The sequence below is a fragment of the Streptomyces sp. NPDC006365 genome (genome assembly GCF_042870755.1).
In the GTDB taxonomy this organism is placed as follows: domain Bacteria; phylum Actinomycetota; class Actinomycetes; order Streptomycetales; family Streptomycetaceae; genus Streptomyces; species Streptomyces xiangluensis.
In genome coordinates this window covers 124,890-144,209 of the sequence record NZ_JBIAHS010000015.1, presented here as the reverse complement: position 1 = coordinate 144,209, position 19,320 = coordinate 124,890, and the positions used below count along the sequence as shown (strand labels likewise).

Annotated in this window: 17 protein-coding genes; 3 read left to right on the top strand and 14 right to left on the bottom strand. The window is 69.6% G+C overall.

Annotation, left to right across the window (positions count from 1 at the left end; all coding sequences use genetic code 11):
- Positions 1-190: 190 nt before the first annotated feature.
- From smc to ACFYO0_RS32910, 3 genes are all read right to left on the bottom strand, one after another.
- Complete coding sequence (gene smc / locus ACFYO0_RS32920; protein ID WP_388683592.1) at positions 191-3,772, bottom strand: chromosome segregation protein SMC; 3,582 nt, start codon at positions 3,770-3,772, stop codon at positions 191-193.
- A 213-nt stretch (positions 3,773-3,985) separates the two neighbouring features.
- Positions 3,986-4,189 carry a hypothetical protein gene (locus ACFYO0_RS32915; protein ID WP_165338055.1) on the bottom strand — a complete coding sequence of 68 codons (204 nt, stop codon included), beginning with the start codon at positions 4,187-4,189 and terminating at the stop codon, positions 3,986-3,988.
- 390 nt (positions 4,190-4,579) lie between these two features.
- On the bottom strand, positions 4,580-4,861 hold the full coding sequence (locus ACFYO0_RS32910; RefSeq protein ID WP_388683420.1) for an acylphosphatase: 282 nt from the start codon (positions 4,859-4,861) through the stop codon (positions 4,580-4,582).
- A gap of 131 nt (positions 4,862-4,992) precedes the next feature.
- Between ACFYO0_RS32910 and ACFYO0_RS32905 the strand changes: the two genes are divergently transcribed.
- Positions 4,993-6,129 (top strand): CAP domain-containing protein, encoded by a 1,137-nt coding sequence (locus ACFYO0_RS32905; protein WP_388683417.1) that lies wholly within the window; start codon positions 4,993-4,995, stop codon positions 6,127-6,129.
- A 71-nt stretch (positions 6,130-6,200) separates the two neighbouring features.
- Positions 6,201-6,590, top strand: a complete 390-nt coding sequence (locus tag ACFYO0_RS32900) for a winged helix-turn-helix transcriptional regulator (protein WP_388683414.1) — start codon at positions 6,201-6,203, stop codon at positions 6,588-6,590.
- On the opposite strand, the gene mutM is transcribed toward ACFYO0_RS32900, so the two are convergent.
- The 9 genes from mutM to ACFYO0_RS32855 all read right to left on the bottom strand — a co-directional run bounded on the left by mutM (position 6,563) and on the right by ACFYO0_RS32855 (position 16,935).
- Positions 6,563-7,423, bottom strand: a complete 861-nt coding sequence (gene mutM / locus ACFYO0_RS32895) for a bifunctional DNA-formamidopyrimidine glycosylase/DNA-(apurinic or apyrimidinic site) lyase (RefSeq protein ID WP_388683412.1) — start codon at positions 7,421-7,423, stop codon at positions 6,563-6,565. The genes ACFYO0_RS32900 and mutM overlap by 28 nt on opposite strands.
- Before the next feature lie 165 nt (positions 7,424-7,588).
- Positions 7,589-8,413: a ribonuclease III gene (gene rnc / locus ACFYO0_RS32890; protein ID WP_388683409.1), complete on the bottom strand. Its 825-nt coding sequence runs from the start codon at positions 8,411-8,413 to the stop codon at positions 7,589-7,591.
- A 19-nt stretch (positions 8,414-8,432) separates the two neighbouring features.
- Positions 8,433-8,606: a 50S ribosomal protein L32 gene (rpmF, locus tag ACFYO0_RS32885; RefSeq protein WP_033321093.1), complete on the bottom strand. Its 174-nt coding sequence runs from the start codon at positions 8,604-8,606 to the stop codon at positions 8,433-8,435.
- 2 nt (positions 8,607-8,608) lie between these two features.
- Positions 8,609-9,262 carry a YceD family protein gene (locus ACFYO0_RS32880; protein ID WP_388683405.1) on the bottom strand — a complete coding sequence of 218 codons (654 nt, stop codon included), beginning with the start codon at positions 9,260-9,262 and terminating at the stop codon, positions 8,609-8,611.
- Between the two features lie 169 nt (positions 9,263-9,431).
- Entirely contained in the window at positions 9,432-10,517 is a 1,086-nt protein-coding gene (locus tag ACFYO0_RS32875) for an ATP synthase F0 subunit B (protein ID WP_388683404.1), read from the bottom strand.
- Positions 10,518-10,650: 133 nt separating this feature from the next.
- The gene (gene coaD, locus ACFYO0_RS32870; RefSeq protein WP_388683590.1) at positions 10,651-11,130 is read right to left on the bottom strand and encodes a pantetheine-phosphate adenylyltransferase; all 480 of its coding nucleotides are present in this window, start codon (positions 11,128-11,130) and stop codon (positions 10,651-10,653) included.
- 26 nt (positions 11,131-11,156) lie between these two features.
- Positions 11,157-11,744 carry a 16S rRNA (guanine(966)-N(2))-methyltransferase RsmD gene (rsmD, locus tag ACFYO0_RS32865; protein WP_388683402.1) on the bottom strand — a complete coding sequence of 196 codons (588 nt, stop codon included), beginning with the start codon at positions 11,742-11,744 and terminating at the stop codon, positions 11,157-11,159.
- 45 nt (positions 11,745-11,789) lie between these two features.
- Entirely contained in the window at positions 11,790-15,002 is a 3,213-nt protein-coding gene (locus tag ACFYO0_RS32860; RefSeq protein ID WP_388683399.1) for a helicase-related protein, read from the bottom strand.
- A 109-nt stretch (positions 15,003-15,111) separates the two neighbouring features.
- Positions 15,112-16,935, bottom strand: coding sequence for a DAK2 domain-containing protein (locus ACFYO0_RS32855; RefSeq protein ID WP_388683587.1), 1,824 nt, complete (start codon positions 16,933-16,935; stop codon positions 15,112-15,114).
- A 262-nt stretch (positions 16,936-17,197) separates the two neighbouring features.
- On the opposite strand from ACFYO0_RS32855, the gene rpmB reads away from it, so the two are divergent.
- Complete coding sequence (gene rpmB, locus ACFYO0_RS32850) at positions 17,198-17,383, top strand: 50S ribosomal protein L28 (protein WP_003993230.1); 186 nt, start codon at positions 17,198-17,200, stop codon at positions 17,381-17,383.
- A gap of 108 nt (positions 17,384-17,491) precedes the next feature.
- Here the strand turns inward: rpmB and thiD are convergent, their stop codons facing one another.
- Positions 17,492-18,295, bottom strand: a complete 804-nt coding sequence (gene thiD, locus ACFYO0_RS32845) for a bifunctional hydroxymethylpyrimidine kinase/phosphomethylpyrimidine kinase (RefSeq protein ID WP_388683396.1) — start codon at positions 18,293-18,295, stop codon at positions 17,492-17,494.
- Positions 18,292-19,257, bottom strand: a complete 966-nt coding sequence (locus ACFYO0_RS32840) for a thiamine-phosphate kinase (protein ID WP_388683394.1) — start codon at positions 19,255-19,257, stop codon at positions 18,292-18,294. Before ACFYO0_RS32840 ends, thiD begins: the two co-directional genes overlap by 4 nt.
- Positions 19,258-19,320: the final 63 nt, after the last annotated feature.

Genomic DNA, 19,320 nt, shown 5'->3' with positions numbered 1-19,320 from the left:
TGGGCAAGACCTTCAACTGAAGGTGAAGGCAACGTTTTCGAGGTTATTCATTCAAGTCTCGAAGTCAACCGGGCCAGATGAGGCCAGGGCTATAAGCAGGTAAGGGTTTTGTGTTCGAAACTTGAATGGCTAGCCCATGTTGTGACCATCGAGCAACCGTCCGGCCATCCGGAGAGTCGGCGATGCCGAGCTACCGAAGCCTCTGGCTGATCACCTTCGACACCCCGTCGCCCTGCATGGAGACGCCGTACAGCGCGTCGGCGACCTCCATCGTGCGCTTCTGGTGGGTGATCACGATCAGCTGCGAGGCCTCTTGCAGCTCCTGCATGATGCGGATGAGCCGCTGCAGGTTGGTGTCGTCGAGCGCCGCCTCGACCTCATCCATCACATAGAACGGGCTGGGCCGCGCCTTGAAGATCGACACGAGCATCGCCACGGCGGTCAGCGAGCGCTCGCCGCCGGAGAGCAGGCTGAGGCGCTTGACCTTCTTGCCCGGCGGCCGGGCCTCCACATCCACGCCCGTGGTGAGCATGTTGTCGGGATCGGTCAGGATCAGCCGTCCCTCGCCGCCCGGGAACAGCCGGCTGAAGACGCCTTCGAACTCGCGGGCCGTGTCCCGGAACGCCTCGGTGAAGACCTGCTCGACGCGCTCGTCGACCTCCTTCACGACCTGGAGTAGATCGGCACGCGTCTTCTTGAGGTCCTCCAGCTGCTCGCTGAGGAACTGGTGACGTTCCTCCAACGCCGCGAACTCCTCCAGGGCGAGCGGGTTGACCTTGCCGAGCTGCTGGTAGGCCCGTTCGGCCGACTTGAGCCGCTTCTCCTGCTCTCCGCGGACGAACGGCCGGGGCTGGTTGCGCGGGTGCTCCGGGTCCTCGGGCAGCTCCTCGCCCTCGGCGGCGAGCGAGGGCGGCACAAGCCGGTCGGGGCCGTAGTCGGCCACGAGACCCGCCGGTTCCACACCGAGCTCCTCCAGCGCCTTTGACTCCAACTGCTCGATACGCAGCCGCTTCTCGGCGCCGAGTACCTCGCCGCGGTGCACTGAATCCGTGAGTTTGTCGAGTTCGGCCTTGAGGTCCCGCCCCTCGTTGCGGGCGACGACGAGATCCTGCTCCCTCAGGGCCTTGGCGCTCTCTGCCGCCGTGCGTTCCTCCTCCGCCCGGCCCACCGAGACCTCGACGTGCGCGAGCAGTTGCCGCGCACCGGAGGCGACGGCTTCGGCGACGGCGGCCTCGTGCCTCAGCCGCGCCCTGCGCTGCTCGGCACGCGCGCGTGCCTCACGTTCGGCGCGCGCGGCCCGGTCGAGCGCATCGGCCCGTCCGGCCAGCCCTTTGACCCGTTCCTCGTGCGTACGTGCCTGGAGCCGGGCCTCCATCTCGGTCTGCCGCGCATTGGCGCCGTCCGCGGCGAGCCGGTCCCGTACGGAGGTGTCGGGCTCCTCCTCGACGGGCATCTCCTCGGCCACGGCGAGCCGTTCGGCCAGCTCTTCGACTTCCTCCAGGGCCCTGTCCAGGGCTTCCTGCGCCCGCGCGGCAGCGGCGGTGCTGCGCTCGGCCTCTCCTGACGCCCCTCGGGCCTGCCCGGCCAGCCGCCCGAGCTGCTGGGCGACCGCTGATTTCTCCCGCTCCCCGGCTCGCCGCCGCTCCCCCAACTCCTCGACGAGCGCGGCCCGTTCCTTGCGCTGCTCGGCTGCGAAATGCTGCGCCTCGGTCAACCCCTCGCATCGCAAGGCGAGTTCTTCCAGCTCGGCTGCGGCTTCGTCGACGGAGGCCTGCACCTCGAGCAGACTCGGCGCCCCGGCCGACCCTCCGTGCGCGAAGTGCGCCCCGAGCAGATCGCCTTCGGCGGTCACCGCGGTCAACTCCGGCCGCGCACTCACCAGATCCTCGGCGTCCTCCAGGGTCCCCACCACGACGATGCCCCGCAGCAAGCGCCGTACGGCGGGCATGAGTTCGGCGGGTCCTCGGACCAGGTCGGCGGCGTACGGAGGTCTGTCGTGCCCCGGGGTTACACCACTGGGGGCGCCGTCGCCCGATGCCGGCACCTCCTCGGGTGCCCCCGCAAGCAGCAGGGCCGCTCGCCCGGCGTCCTGCTTGCGGAGCAGGCGGATGGCGTCGGCGGCCGAGTTCGGGGTGGTCACCGCGATGGCGTCCGCTGCCGTCCCGAAGGCGGCGGCCAGGGCGACCTCGTAGCCCGGGGTGACCGACAGGAGTTCGGCGGCCGGGCCCAGCAGGCCGGTGAGACGGTCCTTTGCACCGAGCAGGGCCCCCGTGCCGTCCTTGCGACGCAGGCCGAGGGCCAGGGCCTCGTGGCGGGCCTGGGTGGCGGCGCGCTTGCGTTCCGCGGAGGTGGTCGCCTCGCGGGCCGCCGCCAGGGCGGACTCCGCCTCCGCCAGCGCGGACTTGGCCGACTCGTGCCGCTCGGCCAGCTCCGCGTCTCCCTCGTCCAGGCCGTCGACCTCGGCCTTGAGCGCCTCGTACTCCTCCTGCGCCGCGACCGCCCGCTCCTGGGCCTCGTCCCGTGCGGAGGCCAGGCGGTCGATCTCCGCCTGGGCGGAGGCGGCACGCGAACGAGCCGCGTTGACCTGGCCGTTCAACCGGGCGAGCCCCTCGCGGCGGTCGGCGATGGCGCGGGCCACGTCCTTCAGTCGCCGTTCCTCCAGCGCCAGTTCGCGCTCCAGCTCGGACCGGTGCGCGACCGTGTCCTCCAGTGCCCGCTCGGCCGCCTCGAGGGCCGCTTCGAGCTCGGCCTCCTGTTCACGGATCCGTGCGGCCTCGCGCTCCATGTCCTCGGGATCGCGCCCACGCCGCTCCTCGGGCGGCACGGAGGTCGCGCTCTTGACCCGGGCGTCGGCCAGCGAGATCGTGCCGCGCACCCGCTCGGCCAGCTGCGACAGTTCGTGCCAGGTCTGCTGTGCCCGCTGGAGCCGCGGTGTGAGGCGCCGCACCTCGTCCTCGAGCTGCGCCTCCCGCTGGAGGGCCTTCTTCAGCTCGGCCTCGGCGGCGTCCTTGCGTTCCTTGAGTGCGGCCTCGTCGGCGATCTCGGCCTGGAGCGCCTGGCGGAGTCGTACGAGATCGTCGGCGAGCAGCCGCAGCCGGGCGTCCCTCAGGTCGGCCTGAATGACGGCGGCCCGGCGCGCGACGGCCGCCTGGCGGCCGAGCGGCTTGAGCTGGCGCCGCAGTTCGTCCGTCAGGTCCTGCACGCGCGCGAGGTTCGCCTGCATCGCGTCCAGCTTCCGCAGCGCCTTCTCCTTGCGCTTCCGGTGCTTGAGGACGCCCGCGGCCTCCTCGATGAAGGCACGGCGGCCCATCGGATCGGCGTGCAGCACGGAGTCGAGCTGTCCCTGGCCGACGATGACATGCATCTCGCGGCCGATGCCGGAGTCGGACAGCAGCTCCTGAATATCCAGCAATCGGCACGTATCACCGTTGATCTGGTACTCACTGCCGCCGTTGCGGAACATGATCCGCGTGATGGTGACCTCGGCGTACTCGATGGGCAGCGCACCGTCGGAGTTGTCGATGGTGAGGGACACTTCGGCGCGGCCGAGGGGCGGTCGCCCGGTCGTGCCGGCGAAGATGACGTCCTCCATCTTGCCGCCGCGCAGCGACTTGGCGCCCTGCTCGCCCATGACCCAGCTGAGCGCGTCCACGACATTGGACTTGCCCGAACCGTTGGGACCGACGACACACGTGATCCCCGGCTCGAACCGGAGCGTGGTCGCCGAAGCGAACGACTTGAACCCTCTCAGGGTCAGGGCCTTGAGGTGCACGCCGCCGGACTCTACCGTCCGGGTCTGTCTCACTCCATGAACGAACGGTTTCACCCATGAACGTGCAGGGCAGACCAGACGTTAAAGACAGTGAAAGAGTGCGCGGGACAGAGGCGGGGCCAAAAAAGAAGGGACGCCGAAGCGTCCCTTGCAATTCTGGTTAGCGGCTGACACGGACAGCCTGATCACTGGCGGCGTCGTTTGCCGTAGTGGTCAGGTGAGCGCAGGCTCCGCCTGGGGTACGTCGATGCTCTTCAGAAGCTGTTCGTGAGAAGCGGCAGCCGTCAGCTCGTCGTTCTCGGCCTGGATCCGTACGAGCTCGGATTCCAGGTCCTGGACGCGCTGCTGGAGCCGTCGCATCTCGGCGAGGAGTCGCGGGTCAGAGCCGCCGACGTAACCGAGAAGCGCCTTTGCCATGATGGATGGTCCTCCACAATGAGTGACCGACCGAAGCGGTTGGGTCGTGAGGGAATCGCACCCGTGGTGCTTGGCACTGTTCAGTTGTTGCTGCCGTTCTTACATGCCAAACAGCTAAGGTGCGCGGGGCTTTCAGCGTCTCACCAAAAAGTTTGACGGTCAACACGATCACGCCCCGTATTGACGGGCGACCCGGGGCGCGCGGCCTGGAAACGGGCGGCGCTGCCTCTCCTGCGGGGCCCCGAGGGCGTAGAGATCATCCTTCCTTCGCGAGCCTGCCACGGCAAGCCGTTCTTGGCAACCACCAGGTAGTTTCTGCCTCCGGCAGGTGCCCCAGGACGCTCACGCTCCCCGGCCTGCGGTGTTGCGGCCCGCGAGGAGCAGTGGATCTCAGCGGATGGCGAAGCCGTCATAGCCGCCGCGGGGTGTGTCCCAAATCTCGGTGACTCCGTCGACCCGGCCGGGTGTGTCGTCCCCTCGCAGCCAGTCGAGCAGTCCCTCACAGCCGGCCCGCGGCCCCTCGGCGACCACCTGAACCCGGCCGTCCTGCAAATTGAGAGCAAAGCCACTCAGGCCGCCGAGCTCCAGCGCCTTGGCACGGGTGAACCAGCGGAAACCCACACCTTGGACGCTTCCGCGCACCCAGGCCACGAGTCGCACATCGTCGTTCATGGGTGCACGCTAACCAGTCATTTGGTTCCTGAGCACTTCCTCCTCATGCGTCATGCGGTACCGTCCCGACGCAATGCACCTCACTCGTTCGGGTGAGGAACGTTGACTGCAAGGATGAGGAAGGCCAGGAGATGGGACGCCACCGACGCTCCGCCGCCGGCCGCGCCGCCACAGGCCGCGCCACCGGCGTCACGCAAACGTACGGATCACGCACCGGCGGCTACTCAACGGCCGGTGCGGGTTACTACGCGACCGACGCCATCTCGGCGGCCGGGCAGGGCCGTTACGAGGGGCATGCCCTCCACCCGCAGAACAATGCCTACGCGCACAGTGACGCATATCTCTTCGCAGAGGGCGACACCGCTCCGGGGAGTGCCGCGTACCTCTACGCGACGGGCGACGTCGACGCGTACGCCACGACCAGCTTCGCGTCCGTCCCCGGCCCCCGCGGCGGGCGCTCGCACCGCCGCCGCAAGAAGGCCAAGGCCGCAGTGCCCGTGCGCACCGGTCTGCTCGGGGCCTCCGCGGCCGTCGCGATGGGCGCCGTCGCAGTCGCCTCCGGGCTGATTCCGGGCGGCGGTGACACCAACACGGCCGGCGGCAACAACGCGGGCAAGGTGCAGACCTCGGACTTCCCGACCGGCCTGGGCACCCAGGGCGGTGCGGACGGCTCCGCCGACGACCGCGACGGTTCCGGCACGAGCCGTGACGCCGACCGTTCCCCTTCGCCTTCGCCGACGCCCACGAAGCCGACGAAGGAGCCCGCAAAGGAGCCTTCGGCGAAGCCGACCACGAAAACTCCGGAGAAGTCGAAGCCGAAGCCCACTCCGACTCCGTCGCGTACGGCCACGAAGGTGCCCAAGCCGACCCCGCCCAAGGCGGTGTCCCCGCAGACCGCGGCTGAGGCCGAGGTACTCAAGCTGGTGAACCAGGAGCGGGAGAAGGCGGGCTGCAGCCCGGTGACGGCGTCCGGCACGCTCGCCAAGCTGGCCCAGGCATTCAGCGAGGACATGGCCGAGCGGGACTTCTTCGACCACACCGACCCGAGCGGGGCCACCCCGTGGGACCGGGCGGATGTACTCGGCATAGCGAACCTCGGCGGCGAGAACATAGCCCGTGGCCAGGCCGACGCCGAGGCGGTCATGGAGGCCTGGATGAACAGCCCCGGCCACCGCGCGAACATCCTGAACTGCGACTTCAAGACCCTCGGAGTCGGCGCCCACTTCGCTGCGGGCGGCCCCTGGTGGACGCAGGACTTCGGCTACTGAGCGACCACTGAGCGGTTTCTCTTGGTTAGCGCCACCTGTTGGTAGGCGCTGCGCCGGAGTACGCTGAAGGTATGGACCTCACGGAGACACAGGATCTTCCGTTCGACGTGTTCTCCAAGGGGTGTCCCTCGCGGGGCACCCTGGAGCACGTCACGGGGCGCTGGGGCGGACTCACGCTCGGGGCGTTGTACGAAGGCCCGTTCCGCTTCAATGAGCTGCGGCGGCGCGTCGACGGCGTGAGCGAGAAGATGCTGTCGCAGACGTTGCACGCACTGGAGCGCGACGGTCTGGTGCACCGCGAGGCGCAGCCCACGAATCCGCCGCGCGTGGACTACGAACTGACGCCGCTCGGCCGCGGGGTCGCCGAGCGGCTGCTGGCCCTCATCCACTTCACGGAGGGGCGCATGGGCGAGGTCCTGGCGGCGCGCGAGCGTTACGACGAGGCGCGCGGCACCCGCTGACAGCGCGGGCAGAAGTAGCTGGACCGGTTCATCCAGGGCCGCCGCCGGATCGCGGTGCCGCAACGCCGGCACGGTTCGCCCTCCCGCCCGTACGCGTCGAGGGACCGGTCGAAGTAGCCGGACTCACCATTCACGTTGACGTACAGGCTGTCGAAGCTGGTGCCGCCGGCGCTGAGGGCCTCGTACAGCACGTCCCGTACGTGGCCGAGGAGTTCGGCGGTGCGCGGGCGCGTGAAACCGGTGGTCGGGCGCTCGTAGTGCAGTCGCGCGCGCCACAGCGCCTCGTCCGCGTAGATGTTGCCGACGCCACTGATCAGCGACTGGTCGAGCAGAGCCCGCTTGATGGTCGTACGTCTCCGCCGCAGCGCCTCGTGGAAGGCGGCGTCGTCGAACTGCGGGTCCAGTGGGTCGCGGGCGATGTGCGCGATGACGTCGGGCAGCCCTTCGGGGGTGGTCGTGTGCAAGGAGAGCCCGCCGAAGGTGCGCTGGTCGACGAAGCGGAGTTCGGTGGTGAGGGTGTCGTCGAAGCGAACACGGATGCGCAGGTGCTTCTCGTCGGGCGCGCCCTCCGGCTGGACGAGCAGCTGGCCGCTCATACCGAGGTGCGCGAGAACGGCACTCGGCTGATCCGCGAGCGGTAGCCAGAGGTACTTGCCGCGACGCTGAGGCAGCCCGATCCGGTGCCCCTTCAGCCGGGCCCCGAAGTCCTCGCCGCCCGCGATGTGCCGGCGCACCGCGCGCGGATGCCGCACCTGTACGTCGGCGACGATCCGTCCACTGACCCAGCGCTCCAGACCGCGCCGTACGACCTCGACCTCAGGAAGCTCGGGCACGGTTTCTCCTTCGGGATGCGTGGACGACTCGGGCGCCCCCTGGGGCCGCGCGCCCGCAGCGTACCGCCGCGCCATGGGCGGGCCCGAGTGGGGTCGCGGAACACGATCGCCCGCCCCCTACGTGCTGTCAGGGGGCGGGCGATCGGCTACGGCTGTGGCCGTGGGTCAGGCGGGAGCGGCGTCGGAGCTCGCGGCGGAGGGGATGTCGGCCTCCCCCTTGGCGTCCGCGGCGGCCTTCGTCGCCTGCACGCGCTCGTCCGCGGCGGAGCGGATCTCCCGCCAGGCGGACTCCGCGGCCTGCTGCTCCGCTTCCTTTTTGCTGCGGCCGGTGCCGGTGCCGTACGAGACGCCTCCGACGCGGGCGGCAGCAGTAAAGGTCTTCTCGTGGTCCGGGCCGGTCTCCGTGACCAGGTACTCGGGAACGCCGAGCCCCTCGGTCGCGGTGAGCTCCTGGAGACTGGTCTTCCAGTCCAGGCCGGCACCGAGATTCGAGGACTTCTCGATCAGCGGGTCGAACAGGCGGTGCACCAGCTCCGCCGCCGAGTCGAGCCCCTGGTCGAGATAGACCGCGCCGATCACCGCTTCCAGGGTGTCAGCAAGGATGGAAGCCTTGTCCCGGCCGCCCGTGCCCTCTTCGCCCCGGCCGAGCCGGATGAAGGAGCCCAGGTCCAGCCCGCGGCTGACCTCCGCCAGCGCACGCGAGTTGACCACCGCGGCCCGCAACTTGGCCAGCTGGCCTTCGGGCAGGTCGGGGTGGGTGCGGTACAGCGTGTCCGTGACGACCAGGCCGAGCACGGAGTCCCCGAGGAACTCCAGTCGCTCGTTGGTCGGCAGACCGCCGTTCTCGTATGCGTACGAACGGTGGGTCAGCGCACGCACCAGAAGGGCGGACTCGAGCCTGTAGCCGAGCCGCCCTTCCAGAAGCGTGTGGGACGAGGCTGTGTTGTCCGCCTTTTTCTTGGCGTTCGAATCCGCCTTGGCGTCAGACATGAAGCCTCTCACCAGCCGCTCAGACCTCGAGGACCTGGCGCTTGTTATAGGTGCCGCAAGCAGGGCACGCGATGTGCTGCAGCTTGGGCTCGTGGCAGCGCTCACACGCAACCAGGTTGGGGACCGCAGCCTTCCACTGCGACCGGCGGTGGCGCGTGTTGCTGCGCGACATCTTCCGCTTCGGAACAGCCACGGCTACTTCTCCTGCTTCTCGTCGGCGCCCGATTCGGCGCCGCTGATCTCGTCCTTCTCGCCATCTTCGAGTGAACCGGCGAGTCCCTGCAGTGCCGCCCAACGGATGTCGACGGCGTCATGGTGGTGGCCCGGTTCGTCCGAGAGACGTACTCCGCACTCGGAGCACAGTCCCTCACAGTCTTCCTGGCACACCGGCTGCATCGGCAGTGCGAGCACCACCGCATCACGCAGCACAGGCTCGAGGTCGAACAAGCCGTCCTCGATGAAAAGCCTGTCCTCGTCTTCTGTGGATCCCTCGGCGTCGTCGGCCGGTTCCGCCTTGGGGCGGCCCCGGTCGTCGGCGTCAGGGTACGAGAACATCTCCTGGAAGTCCGCTTCGAGCTCCAGCTGAAGCGGCTCCAGACACCTTACGCACTCCCCCTCGGCGACGGCCCGGGCGGTGCCTGTGACCAGCACACCTTCCATGACCGACTCGAGCCGGAGTTCGAGCTCCACCGGCGCGCCTTCCGGCACTCCGATGACTCCCTGGATACCGAAGTCCTTGGGAGCGCCGACCGCGCGGGTCAGCCGCTGCAGCGCACCAGGACGTCGCCCCAGCTCGTGTGTGTCGAACACGAGAGGGTTGCGGTGGTCGAGGCGGGCGTTCAGGGCCATTCCTGCTTTCGATCTTGAAACTCAGAGTTCGCCGCCCTATGTTCCCGGGCAGCGTGGATCGCGGACGAACGCGCGACCGAAGAGCCAGGATACTGGACCTTGCGCTCTCGGCCCAATCCGGTGCGCACCGGCCGTCCAGGACACCGGCGTACGCCGCTGGGAGCACCCCTCAGCGTCCGCCGCGCTCCTGTTCGTACTGGCGCAGCTGCTCGGCGCTGATCATGCTCGTGTCGAAGAGGCTGGTCTCGTCGAGGGCGTGCGCCTGCGGCTCGGGCTGCTGCCCGTAGGCCTGCTGCCCCTGGTCGGGGTCGTATCCGGCCTGCTGGGCGTTCGGGTCGTAGGCCTGCTGCGGATAGGCAGCGTACGGATCGGCCTGCTGCTGGTACGCGAACTGCTGTTGATCCTGCTGCCCGTATGCCTGCTGATAGCCGTACGCGTCGGTGTGCTGCTGATACGCGTACTGCTGCTGGTCCTGCCCGCCGTACGGCTGCTGGGCGGGAACGGCAGGGGCGGGTCCGGCGGGCCGGGCGGAGGTGTCCGCGGGAGCCGCGAGGCCGTCCAGGTACTCGGCGTCCGTGGTGTGCTGCACGGGCGAACCGTCGTCCGTGAGCGCGCCCAGGTCGTCGGAGGCGATACGACCGTGCAACTTCTGGCGACCGCGGCCGACGGCCTCCAGGGTCTTGGCGAGGACGGCCTCGAAGGCGCCGAGCTTGACGTCGACGTATTCATCGGCATTGCGACGCAAGGTCTGAGGGTCGTGGCTGCGCTCGGGCGCGTCCTCGTCCTCGTAACCGTGCTCGTCGAGGCCGGGTCCGGTGCCGAGGAGCTTCTCGCGGCCCCGGCCGACGGAGCCGAGGGTCTTGGTGAGGACGACCTCGAAGTTGGCGAGCTTGGAGTCGACGTAGTCGTCGGCCTCCGCGCGGATCTCCTCGGCCTCCTTGCGGGCCTCGGCGAGGATGCGATCGGCCTCGTCCTGGGAGCGACGGGCGACCTCGGTGCCGGAGATCAGCGAGCCGCGCTCGGCGTGCGCGGACTCGATGATCCGCTGGGCCTCCTCGCGGGCCTGCTCGACCAACTGCTCGCGCCCGCCGATGAGTTCCTGGGCCTGGGCGAGGGAGCCGGGCAGGGCCTGGCGCACCTCTTCGAGCAGGGAGAGGAGCTCGGCGCGGTTGACCACGCACGAGGCCGACATGGGCATGGAACGGGCGCTGCCGACCGCCGAGACGATCTCATCGAGCTTCTTCTGCACGTCCACCGTGTGCTCGCCACTCTCTACAGCTGTGATGGAGACGGACGGATCGACTGTACGGCCACTCCCGCACCATCCGACACCGGATGACGCACTGTCAGCCCGCAGGGGCCGGCACGGTCTCCTTGAGGCGCCCGGCTCAGTCCTTCTTGAGGCGTTCGGTGAGAGCTTCGAGGACCACCGGCGGCACCAGGTGGGAGACGTCGCCGCCCCAGGCCGCGACCTCCTTGACGAGCGAGGAGGACAGGAAACTGTAGGTGGGGTTGGTGGGGACGAAGAGGGTCTCGACTCCGGAGAGGCCGTTGTTCATCTGGGCCATCTGCAGCTCGTAGTCGAAGTCGCTGACCGCGCGGAGTCCCTTGACGATCGCGGGGATGTCGCGCTGCTTGCAGAAGTCGACGAGGAGGCCGTGGAAGGCTTCCACCTCGACGTTCCCGAACTCCGCGGTGACCTGGCGGATCAGGTCGATCCGCTCGTCGATCTCGAAGAGGCCCTTCTTGGACTGATTGATCATCACCGCGACGTGCACGACGTCGTACAGCTTGGACGCTCTGGCGATGATGTCGAGGTGTCCGTTGGTGATCGGGTCGAATGACCCGGGACAGACGGCGCGGCGCAACTGAGGTCCCTCGCTCTCCGGTCCGGTCATCGTGCGTCTTCGCACGTAGAGGCGGCGCGACCGTACCAAAACGTTCCCTCGCCGTAACGACGGGAGCGCAGTGCCTCGAAGCCGCCGGGCCACCGGAATTCGCCGCCTCTAGTACTGCGTTCAACGGTGACGAGAGCTTCGCCCACGAGCCAGCCCTCTGCACGGAGTGTGAGCAGTATCTCGCGAAGATCGTCGTCCGGGACGTCGTACGGCGGATCGAGAAAAATCAGGTCGTACGGGGCTGTCGGCGCCCCCGCGCGGATGATCTGCGCCGCTTTGCCGGATCTCACCTCGGCGCCGGGCAGCCCGAGCGTTTTCACGTTCTCCCTGAGGGTGCGCACCGCTCGGGCGTCGGCCTCGACCAGGAGGCTGTGCCCGGCGCCGCGCGACAGTGCCTCCAGGCCCACGGCGCCGGAGCCGGCGTACAGATCGAGGACGCGCTCGCCCTCCAGGGGGCCGCCGAGCAGGGACTGCCAGGTGGAGAAGAGGCCTTCGCGTGCCCGGTCGGAGGTGGGCCGGGTACGGGTTCCGTGCGGGACGGCCAAGCGGCGTCCGCCGGCTCGGCCGGCGATCACGCGGGTCATCTCTGTCCTTGTCGTGGAACGAGCGGCTGTGACAGTCCCAGTCTGTCAGCCCTTCTCCAGGTACTGCTCCCTCTCCTCGTCCAGCAAGGCCTGGAGAGCGGTGCGCAGGGCGGGCAGGCCCGTGAGATCGGGGTCCGCGGCGACGACCGCGGTCGCCTCCTCGCGGGCCTCGGCGATGATGTCCTCGTCCTCTATGACGGTGAGCATGCGCAGCGAGGAACGCACGCCGGACTGGGCCTGGCCGAGGACGTCGCCCTCGCGGCGCTGTTCGAGGTCGATGCGGGACAACTCGAAGCCGTCGAGCGTGGCGGCCACGGCACCGAGGCGGGCCCGGGCCGCGCCGGCCTCCGGCATCTCGGTGACCAGGAGGCACAGCCCCGGAGCCGAGCCCCGGCCGACCCGGCCGCGCAGCTGGTGCAGCTGCGATACACCGAACCGGTCCGCGTCCATGATCACCATCACCGTGGCGTTCGGGACGTTCACCCCCACCTCGATCACCGTCGTGGCGACCAGCACGTCCGTCTCGCCCGCGGCGAAGCGGCGCATCACGGCGTCCTTGTCGTCCGGCTGCATACGGCCGTGCAGTACCTCGACCTTGATCCCCTGGAGCGGGCCCTTGGCGAGCTGGTCGGCGACGTCCAGGACGGCGAGGGGCGGACGCTTCTCGGCCTCGTCCTCGGTGGACTTCTTCTTGACCGAGCCGTCTTCCTCGTCCCCGATACGGGGGCAGACGACGTATGCCTGATGGCCGCCCGCGACCTCCTCGCGCACGCGCTCCCACGCGCGCGACAAGAAGTGCGGCTTGTCGGCGGCCGGGACGACATGGCTGGCGATGGGTGAGCGCCCGGCGGGGAGCTGGTCGAGGACGGACGTCTCCAGGTCACCGAAGACGGTCATCGCGACCGTGCGCGGGATGGGTGTGGCGGTCATGACCAGCAGGTGTGGCGGCTGCTTGCCCTTGCCGCGCAGGGCGTCGCGCTGCTCGACCCCGAACCGGTGCTGCTCGTCGACCACGACCAGGCCCAGGTCGTGGAACTGCACCTTGTCCTCGATCAGCGCGTGCGTGCCGATCACGATTCCGGCTTCGCCGGTAACCAGGTCGAGCATGGCCTGGCGGCGTGCTGCCGTCCCCATCGAGCCGGTGAGCAGCACCACCTTGGTGGCGTGCTCGACGCCGCCCAGCATTCCGCCCTCGGCCAGCTCGCCCATCATCTCGACGATGGAACGATGGTGCTGCTGGGCGAGGACCTCTGTGGGGGCGAGCATGGCGGCCTGGCCGCCGGCGTCGACGGTGGCGAGCATGGCGCGGAGGGCGACCATTGTGTTATGGGTCACTGTGAAGTTGTCAGTGATGTAGGCGTGGCTCCGGTGAGCGACGCTGATGCACTGGACCGGCTTTCGCCCCACGTACTCGACCGCGCGAATTCCGCGTCGGAAGGTGTTGTATTTCGGGCGGGGACCTACCTGTTCGGCCTTGCGCGTCAGCCTGAACGGGGCGTACAGGTCAGGCAGGGACACCGAGACGTTGATTGCCGCCCGCTTCGGCAGGATTCGCGCTCGTCCTCCAAGCGAGCGCACCAGCCAGGCGACATCCTCCGCGAGACTGAGCGAGGCCGAGCAGAACGAGGCGCTGAGGCCGCCTGTGTGCACGGTGCCACCGGTGTCCATGAGCCCTTGGAGGACAGCGAGACGGTTCTTGATCGACGTGTTCTTGAATACGTCAGGAACGAACTTGCCATGCGAGGTCACACCCCAAAGGCTCAAGCCACGCAAGACCTGGATCACTGGATTGCGAACGTCTCCTGTACGGCTGGTCGACTGGATCGTGTAGTCGCAGCGGGACCCCTTCACCGGAACCAGGAGGCATTCGGGTGCCACGGCCGTCGCCACTGCATCACGGATCTCGGCGTCCATCGTGGACAGACGCAGGTCATGCCGGAATGAGCCGTCTCCCAGGAGGAGGCCGAACAGGTAGGGATCGAGAGGCAGCCCGGAGTCGCCCCCGAGATCGACCGGAGTGGCTGCCGGGAGGTACCACTTCGAAGATCCGTTGGCCTCGAAGGTGTCCAGGCGGATCTCCCGAGTTGTCATGATCTTGGGAGCCTGACCTCGATGCCACGCACAACTCGTACCAACGATCCAGAGGTGCTCGTCGTCGCATTCGACGGAGCTTCCGTCGGAGAGAACCAGCCGCCAGACATCGCGTTCTCCCTGCGGGAAGACACCGTCGACCAGTGCGATCTCCCCGTCCGGTGCGACGACTTCGTCCCCGGCCCTCAACTCCCCCATCCGGCGGAAACCAGCAGGCGTGAGCACGAGTGAGTCGAGGGGCTGAGCCTTACCCGATCCGACCTCTCCCTGCAGCAGCCGGTGCATCGGATGCTCAGTCGCCAGGTCGTCGAAGATCTCCTTCGACACCTTCTGCTGGCCCTCCGTGAGGGTGAAGGGGAGGCGGTCGTCGAAGGCCGTGAGGAGACCGTCGGGCTTGGGTTTGCGGGCCGCCGCCGGGAGTTGGGCGTCTGCGTGGCGGCGGCGGGCCAGGGCCACCTGGAGGACGAAGGCCTCGTCCCACTTGAGGCGGGAGCGGGCGTCCTCGATGTCCGCCTTGGTGTGCGGGCGGTGGATCTTCAGCAGCGCCTCGGGGAGGGGGACCAGGCCCTGGCCGGCCCGGAGGGAGTCCGGCAGCGGATCGACGGCCTCCTGGGCGCTCGGCAGTACGGTCTGGATGGACTTGCCGATCTTCCAGGACTCCAGCTTGGCGGTGGCCGGGTAGATCGGGATGAGCGATCCTGCCCACTTGTCGATGGCCTCCTCGCCGTCTCCACGGAGCAACTCATAGGCAGGATGGGCGAGTTGGAGTCGGCGATTGAAGACGGAGACCTTGCCCGCGAACAGCGCGCGCGTGCCAGGCAGGAGCTCCTTGTGCGGCTTGTGGACGCCCTTGCCGAAGAAGACCAGCTGGAGACGGCCGCTGCCGTCCGTGATGGTCACCTCGAGGCGCTGGCCCTTCCCGCGGGGCGCCTTGGGCGAGGCGAAGGTGAGCAGACGGGCGTCGGCGACCTGAGCGACCACCGTGACGTGCTCGTCCATGGGCAGGTCGGCGAGGTGGGTGAGCTGGCCACGCTCCTCGTACCTGCGCGGATAGTGGTGCAGCAGGTCGCCGACGGTGTGCAGGCCGAGGTGCTCGGCCATCACCTTCGCGGTGGCGGGGCCGAGCACTTTGCTCAGTGGTTCATCTAGCGCGGGCACGAGATCCATTGCACACCACACCACTGACAATGCCGTATACGTCACGGAAATCCGCTGGTCAGTCGGATCCGCTCTCGAGCGGTTCGGCTTGCCCGAACCCACGCCCTCAGCTCCCGGGCTACTCCACGCCGATCAGCAGCAACGCGCCCTGTCGACCGCCCCGGTACACCACCGTGTCGACGGCCAGGTAGGACTCGCGCACCCGGGCTTCGAGGTGGGCGGCGATCGTGTCGGGAGCTTCGTCGCCCAGGACCAGAGTGACCATCTCGCCGCCCGCCGAGAGCATGCGGTCGAGGACGGTTTCGGCGGTGGCCGTGATGTCGGTGCCGATCACCGCGACATCGCCCTCTATGAGGCCCAGGATGTCCCCGGCCTGGCAGATGCCGGCCATGGTCCAGGACTCCCGTTCCGCGACGGCGAGTTCGGCATAGCGGGTCGCCCCGGCCGCCGAGGTCATCGACACGACGTCCTCGTCGAAGCGCCGCTCCGGCTCGTGCACGGCGAGCGCCGCGATCCCCTGCACCGCGGAACGCGTGGGGATCAGGGCGACCCGGACTCCGTCCGCGCGGACCTGCTCGGCCGCGGCGGCAGCCGTGTGCCGCAGTTCGGCGTCGTTGGGCAACAGCACCACCTCGCGCGCGTGGGCCCGCCGTATCGCCTCGACGAGCTCTCCGCTCGCGGGCGGCTCCTCCGGGCGCGCGAGGACGGTGGTCGCTCCGGCTTCGCTGTACAGCCCGGCCAGCCCCTCTCCGGGGACCACGGCCACGACCGCGCGCTGCACCCGCTCACGGACCGGCCGCCCGGCGGCGCCCGCCATATGCGCGTCACCGGCCCCGAAGTGCGTGATCCGGATCCGGTACGGCCGCCCGGCCTCGACGCCCGCTTCCACGGCCGCGCCCGCGTCGTCGACGTGCACATGGACGTTCCACAGCCCGTCACCGCCGACCACGACGAGCGAGTCGCCCAGCCCGTCGAGCCGCTCCCGCAGCCGGTCCACAGCGGCGTCCTCCGCCTCCAGGAGATAGATCACCTCGAACGCGGGCCCGCCCTCCTCCGGAGCCGGGGCCGGGTCCGCGCACTCCCCCAGGTCCCCGAGCGGCTCCACGGCAGCGGCCTCCACGCGCGCGTGCCCCATGAGAACCGGCACCGCGCCCGAGGCACCGGGCGCCTCCCCCGTGAACGTCTCGACCAGCGCGGCCAGTACGGCCACGAGCCCGCGCCCGCCCGCGTCCACCACTCCTGCCCGCTTCAGGGCCGCCAACTGCCCCGGAGTCGCCGCCAGGGCGGCCCGAGCGCCCTCGTACGCCGCCCGTGCCACCGCCCCGCAGTCGCCCTCGGCCCCGGAGGCCGCGTCCGCGGCGGCCGAGGCGACCGTGAGGACCGTGCCCTCGACGGGGTGCGCGACGGCATGCCGTGCCGAGTCGGCCGCCTGTCTGAGGGCGAGCCGCAGTCCCTGGCCGTCGGTGCGGGCGGTCTCGCCGTCGGCGGAGAGCACCTGGGCCATGCCCCGCAGGAGCTGAGCGAGGATCGTCCCGGAGTTCCCCCGGGCCCCGATGAGCGCGCCGTGGGCCATCGCACGTACCGCGTCGGCGAGCGTCGGCCGCTCGACCGCCCCCGCCGCTCCTTCGCCGAAGGCACCGGAAACGCCGGAAGCGCCGGAAGTACCAGAGGCCTCGGAGGCACCACCGGAGACCGCGTCGTGCGCCGCGAACACCGCCTCGACCGCCCCGGCCGCCGACTCCACGGTCAGATACAGATTGGTACCGGTGTCCCCGTCCGCGACCGGATAGACGTTGATCGCGTCGATCTCCTCGCGCGCGCGGCCGAGTGCCTCGAGCGCGAATCCGCACCAGGCGCGCACCGCGACAGCGTCCAATGCCCGCCCGTCTCCCACCGCCGCCCTCAACCGAGGCCCTTCGGGCCGCTCCTCCCTCTCTGGCACCTGCGGCACCTGCGCCTCCTTGAGCAGCGAACGTGGGACGCAGCGTAGACCCGGGTCAGGTTTCCGCCGGTAGTGGGCCGGGGCGGGCCCCGGGCCGACCATGGTAGTTTCGTTGCACGGACGCAGTCGTTGTATGCTGCTCCGGTTGCCCGATCCGATCGGGCCTTCCCCTGGCACCGCCACTCAGATCCTGGATTCCTAGATCCTGATTCCGGCATGCCGGGATCAACCGTAAGAGCATCTGAAGTCTTTGGAGTGACCCGTGGCTGCCAACTGCGACGTCTGCGGCAAGGGGCCGGGCTTCGGCAACAACATCTCGCACTCGCACCGCCGTACGTCCCGTCGCTGGAACCCGAACATCCAGCGCGTCCGTACCGTGGTGGGCGGGACGCCGAAGCGCGTGAACGCTTGCACCTCGTGCATCAAGGCCGGCAAGGTCTCGCGCTGACGCTCTGCTAGCGCGCGGCCACTGCTGGTTCGCTGCATGGCCGGTCCACCGGAGGGTGGGCCGGCTTCTTGCTGTGCCCGGACGGCGCGCACACGTCTACGCGAACGCTTACGCGCGCCGCCCCGCCGCCCACCGCCATCCATGATCCACCGGCCCGATCCCGCTCCCCAGCGCGAACCCCGCCGCGATCGCCCCGGTGACGTACTCCTTGGCCGCGGCCACCGCCTCCGGCACGGACCGCCCCTTCGCCAGCCCCGAGGCGATCGCGGACGCGAGTGTGCAGCCGGTGCCGTGGGTGTGCCGGTTGTCGAGACGGGGAGCACGCAGCCAGTGTTCCTCGGAGCCGTCGGTGAGGAAGTCCACGGCGTCACCTACGAGATGGCCGCCCTTGATGAGGGCCCACTGCGGCCCGTACGAGAGCAGGACCGCCGCGGCCCGCCTCATCCCGTCCTCCGACTCGACCCGTACGCCCGTGAGTTGGGCGACCTCGTCGAGGTTCGGGGTGGCCACTGTGGCGACGGGCAGCAGCTTTGTGCGTAGGGAATCCAGGGCGTCCTCGGCCAGCAGGGAGTCACCGTGCTTGGAGACGCCGACCGGGTCGACGACCGTGGGCGCGTCCGTGCCACCGATCAACTCGGCGACGGTCTCGACGAGTTCGGCCGAGGCCAGCATCCCGGTCTTGACCGCCTGCACCCCGATGTCGTCGACCACGCTGCGGTACTGGGCCCGCACTGCCTCCACCGGAAGCTCCCAAGCGCCTTGCACGCCCAGGGAGTTCTGGGCGGTGACCGCCGTGAGCACGCTCATGCCGTGCACGCCGAAAGCCAGCATCGTCTTCAAGTCGGCCTGGATTCCGGCCCCTCCACCGGAGTCGGAACCCGCGACCGTCAGCACACGCGGCGGAGCGCTCATGACTCGATGTCCGCGAAGTGATCCCAGCCGCCCTTGCTGGTCCACGCCGCCCCGTCGACGGTGACCTGGGGCAGGGCCGAGGGGTTGAGGACCTCGCCGATCACCTTCCAGCGTGCGGGCAGCTTCACATCCGGGGGGAAGGTGGCGACGATCGCGTGGTCCTCTCCGCCGGTGAGCACCCACTGGAGCGGATCGACGCCGACGGCCTGCCCGATGTCGTTCATCTGCGAGGGGATGTCGACGGCGCCGGAGCGGACGTCGATCCGTACCTTGCTGGCTTCCGCGATGTGTCCGAGGTCGGCGATCAGCCCATCGCTGACGTCTGTCATCGAGGTCGCGCCGAGCCCGGCGGCCGCGGGGCCCGCGTGGTACGGCGGTTCGGGCCGCCGGTGGGCCTCGACGAATGCGCGCGGCGAGCGGAAGCCGCGCGAGAGCACCGCGTGGCCGGCCGCGGACCAGCCCAGCCAGCCCGTGACGGCGACGACATCACCGGGCTGGGCGCCCGCGCGGGTGACCGGCTCGTGGTTGCGCAGATCGCCGAGCGCGGTGATCGAGACCATGATGGTGTCACCGCGCACGACATCGCCGCCGACCACGGCCGCGCCCGCCACCTGGCACTCGTCGCGCAGGCCGTCCATCAGCTCGGAGGGCCAGGTGGCCGGGAGTTCGGCCGGGACGACCAGGCCGAGCAGCAGCGCGGTGGGTACGGCCCCCATGGCGGCGATGTCCGCGAGGTTCTGCGCCGCCGCCTTGCGCCCGACGTCGTACGCCGTGGACCAGTCGCGACGGAAGTGCCGCCCCTCCAGGAGGATGTCGGTGCTCGCCACGACCCTGCGGTCGGGGGCGGCCACCACGGCGGCGTCGTCGCCCGGCCCGACGCGTACCGCCGGTGTGGTGGTGAGCCGTGAGGTGAGCTCCTTGATGAGCCCGAACTCCCCCAACTCGCCCACGGTTCCCTTCATTGTCGTACGTCTCCTTCTGTTACTGCCGCTACCCGGCCTGTCACTTGCCGCCGCCCGGTCGCG

Coding starts and splice junctions, on each gene's coding strand:
- rsmD (WP_388683402.1), bottom strand. CDS start 11,744: ATGACCCGCGTGATCGCCGGCCGAGCCGGCGGACGCCGCTTGGCCGTC.
- ACFYO0_RS32905 (WP_388683417.1), top strand. CDS start 4,993: ATGGGACGCCACCGACGCTCCGCCGCCGGCCGCGCCGCCACAGGCCGC.
- ACFYO0_RS32840 (WP_388683394.1), bottom strand. CDS start 19,257: ATGAAGGGAACCGTGGGCGAGTTGGGGGAGTTCGGGCTCATCAAGGAG.
- thiD (WP_388683396.1), bottom strand. CDS start 18,295: ATGAGCGCTCCGCCGCGTGTGCTGACGGTCGCGGGTTCCGACTCCGGT.
- ACFYO0_RS32880 (WP_388683405.1), bottom strand. CDS start 9,262: ATGGCCCTGAACGCCCGCCTCGACCACCGCAACCCTCTCGTGTTCGAC.
- rnc (WP_388683409.1), bottom strand. CDS start 8,413: ATGTCTGACGCCAAGGCGGATTCGAACGCCAAGAAAAAGGCGGACAAC.
- ACFYO0_RS32910 (WP_388683420.1), bottom strand. CDS start 4,861: ATGAACGACGATGTGCGACTCGTGGCCTGGGTGCGCGGAAGCGTCCAA.
- ACFYO0_RS32915 (WP_165338055.1), bottom strand. CDS start 4,189: ATGGCAAAGGCGCTTCTCGGTTACGTCGGCGGCTCTGACCCGCGACTC.
- ACFYO0_RS32860 (WP_388683399.1), bottom strand. CDS start 15,002: ATGGATCTCGTGCCCGCGCTAGATGAACCACTGAGCAAAGTGCTCGGC.
- ACFYO0_RS32900 (WP_388683414.1), top strand. CDS start 6,201: ATGGACCTCACGGAGACACAGGATCTTCCGTTCGACGTGTTCTCCAAG.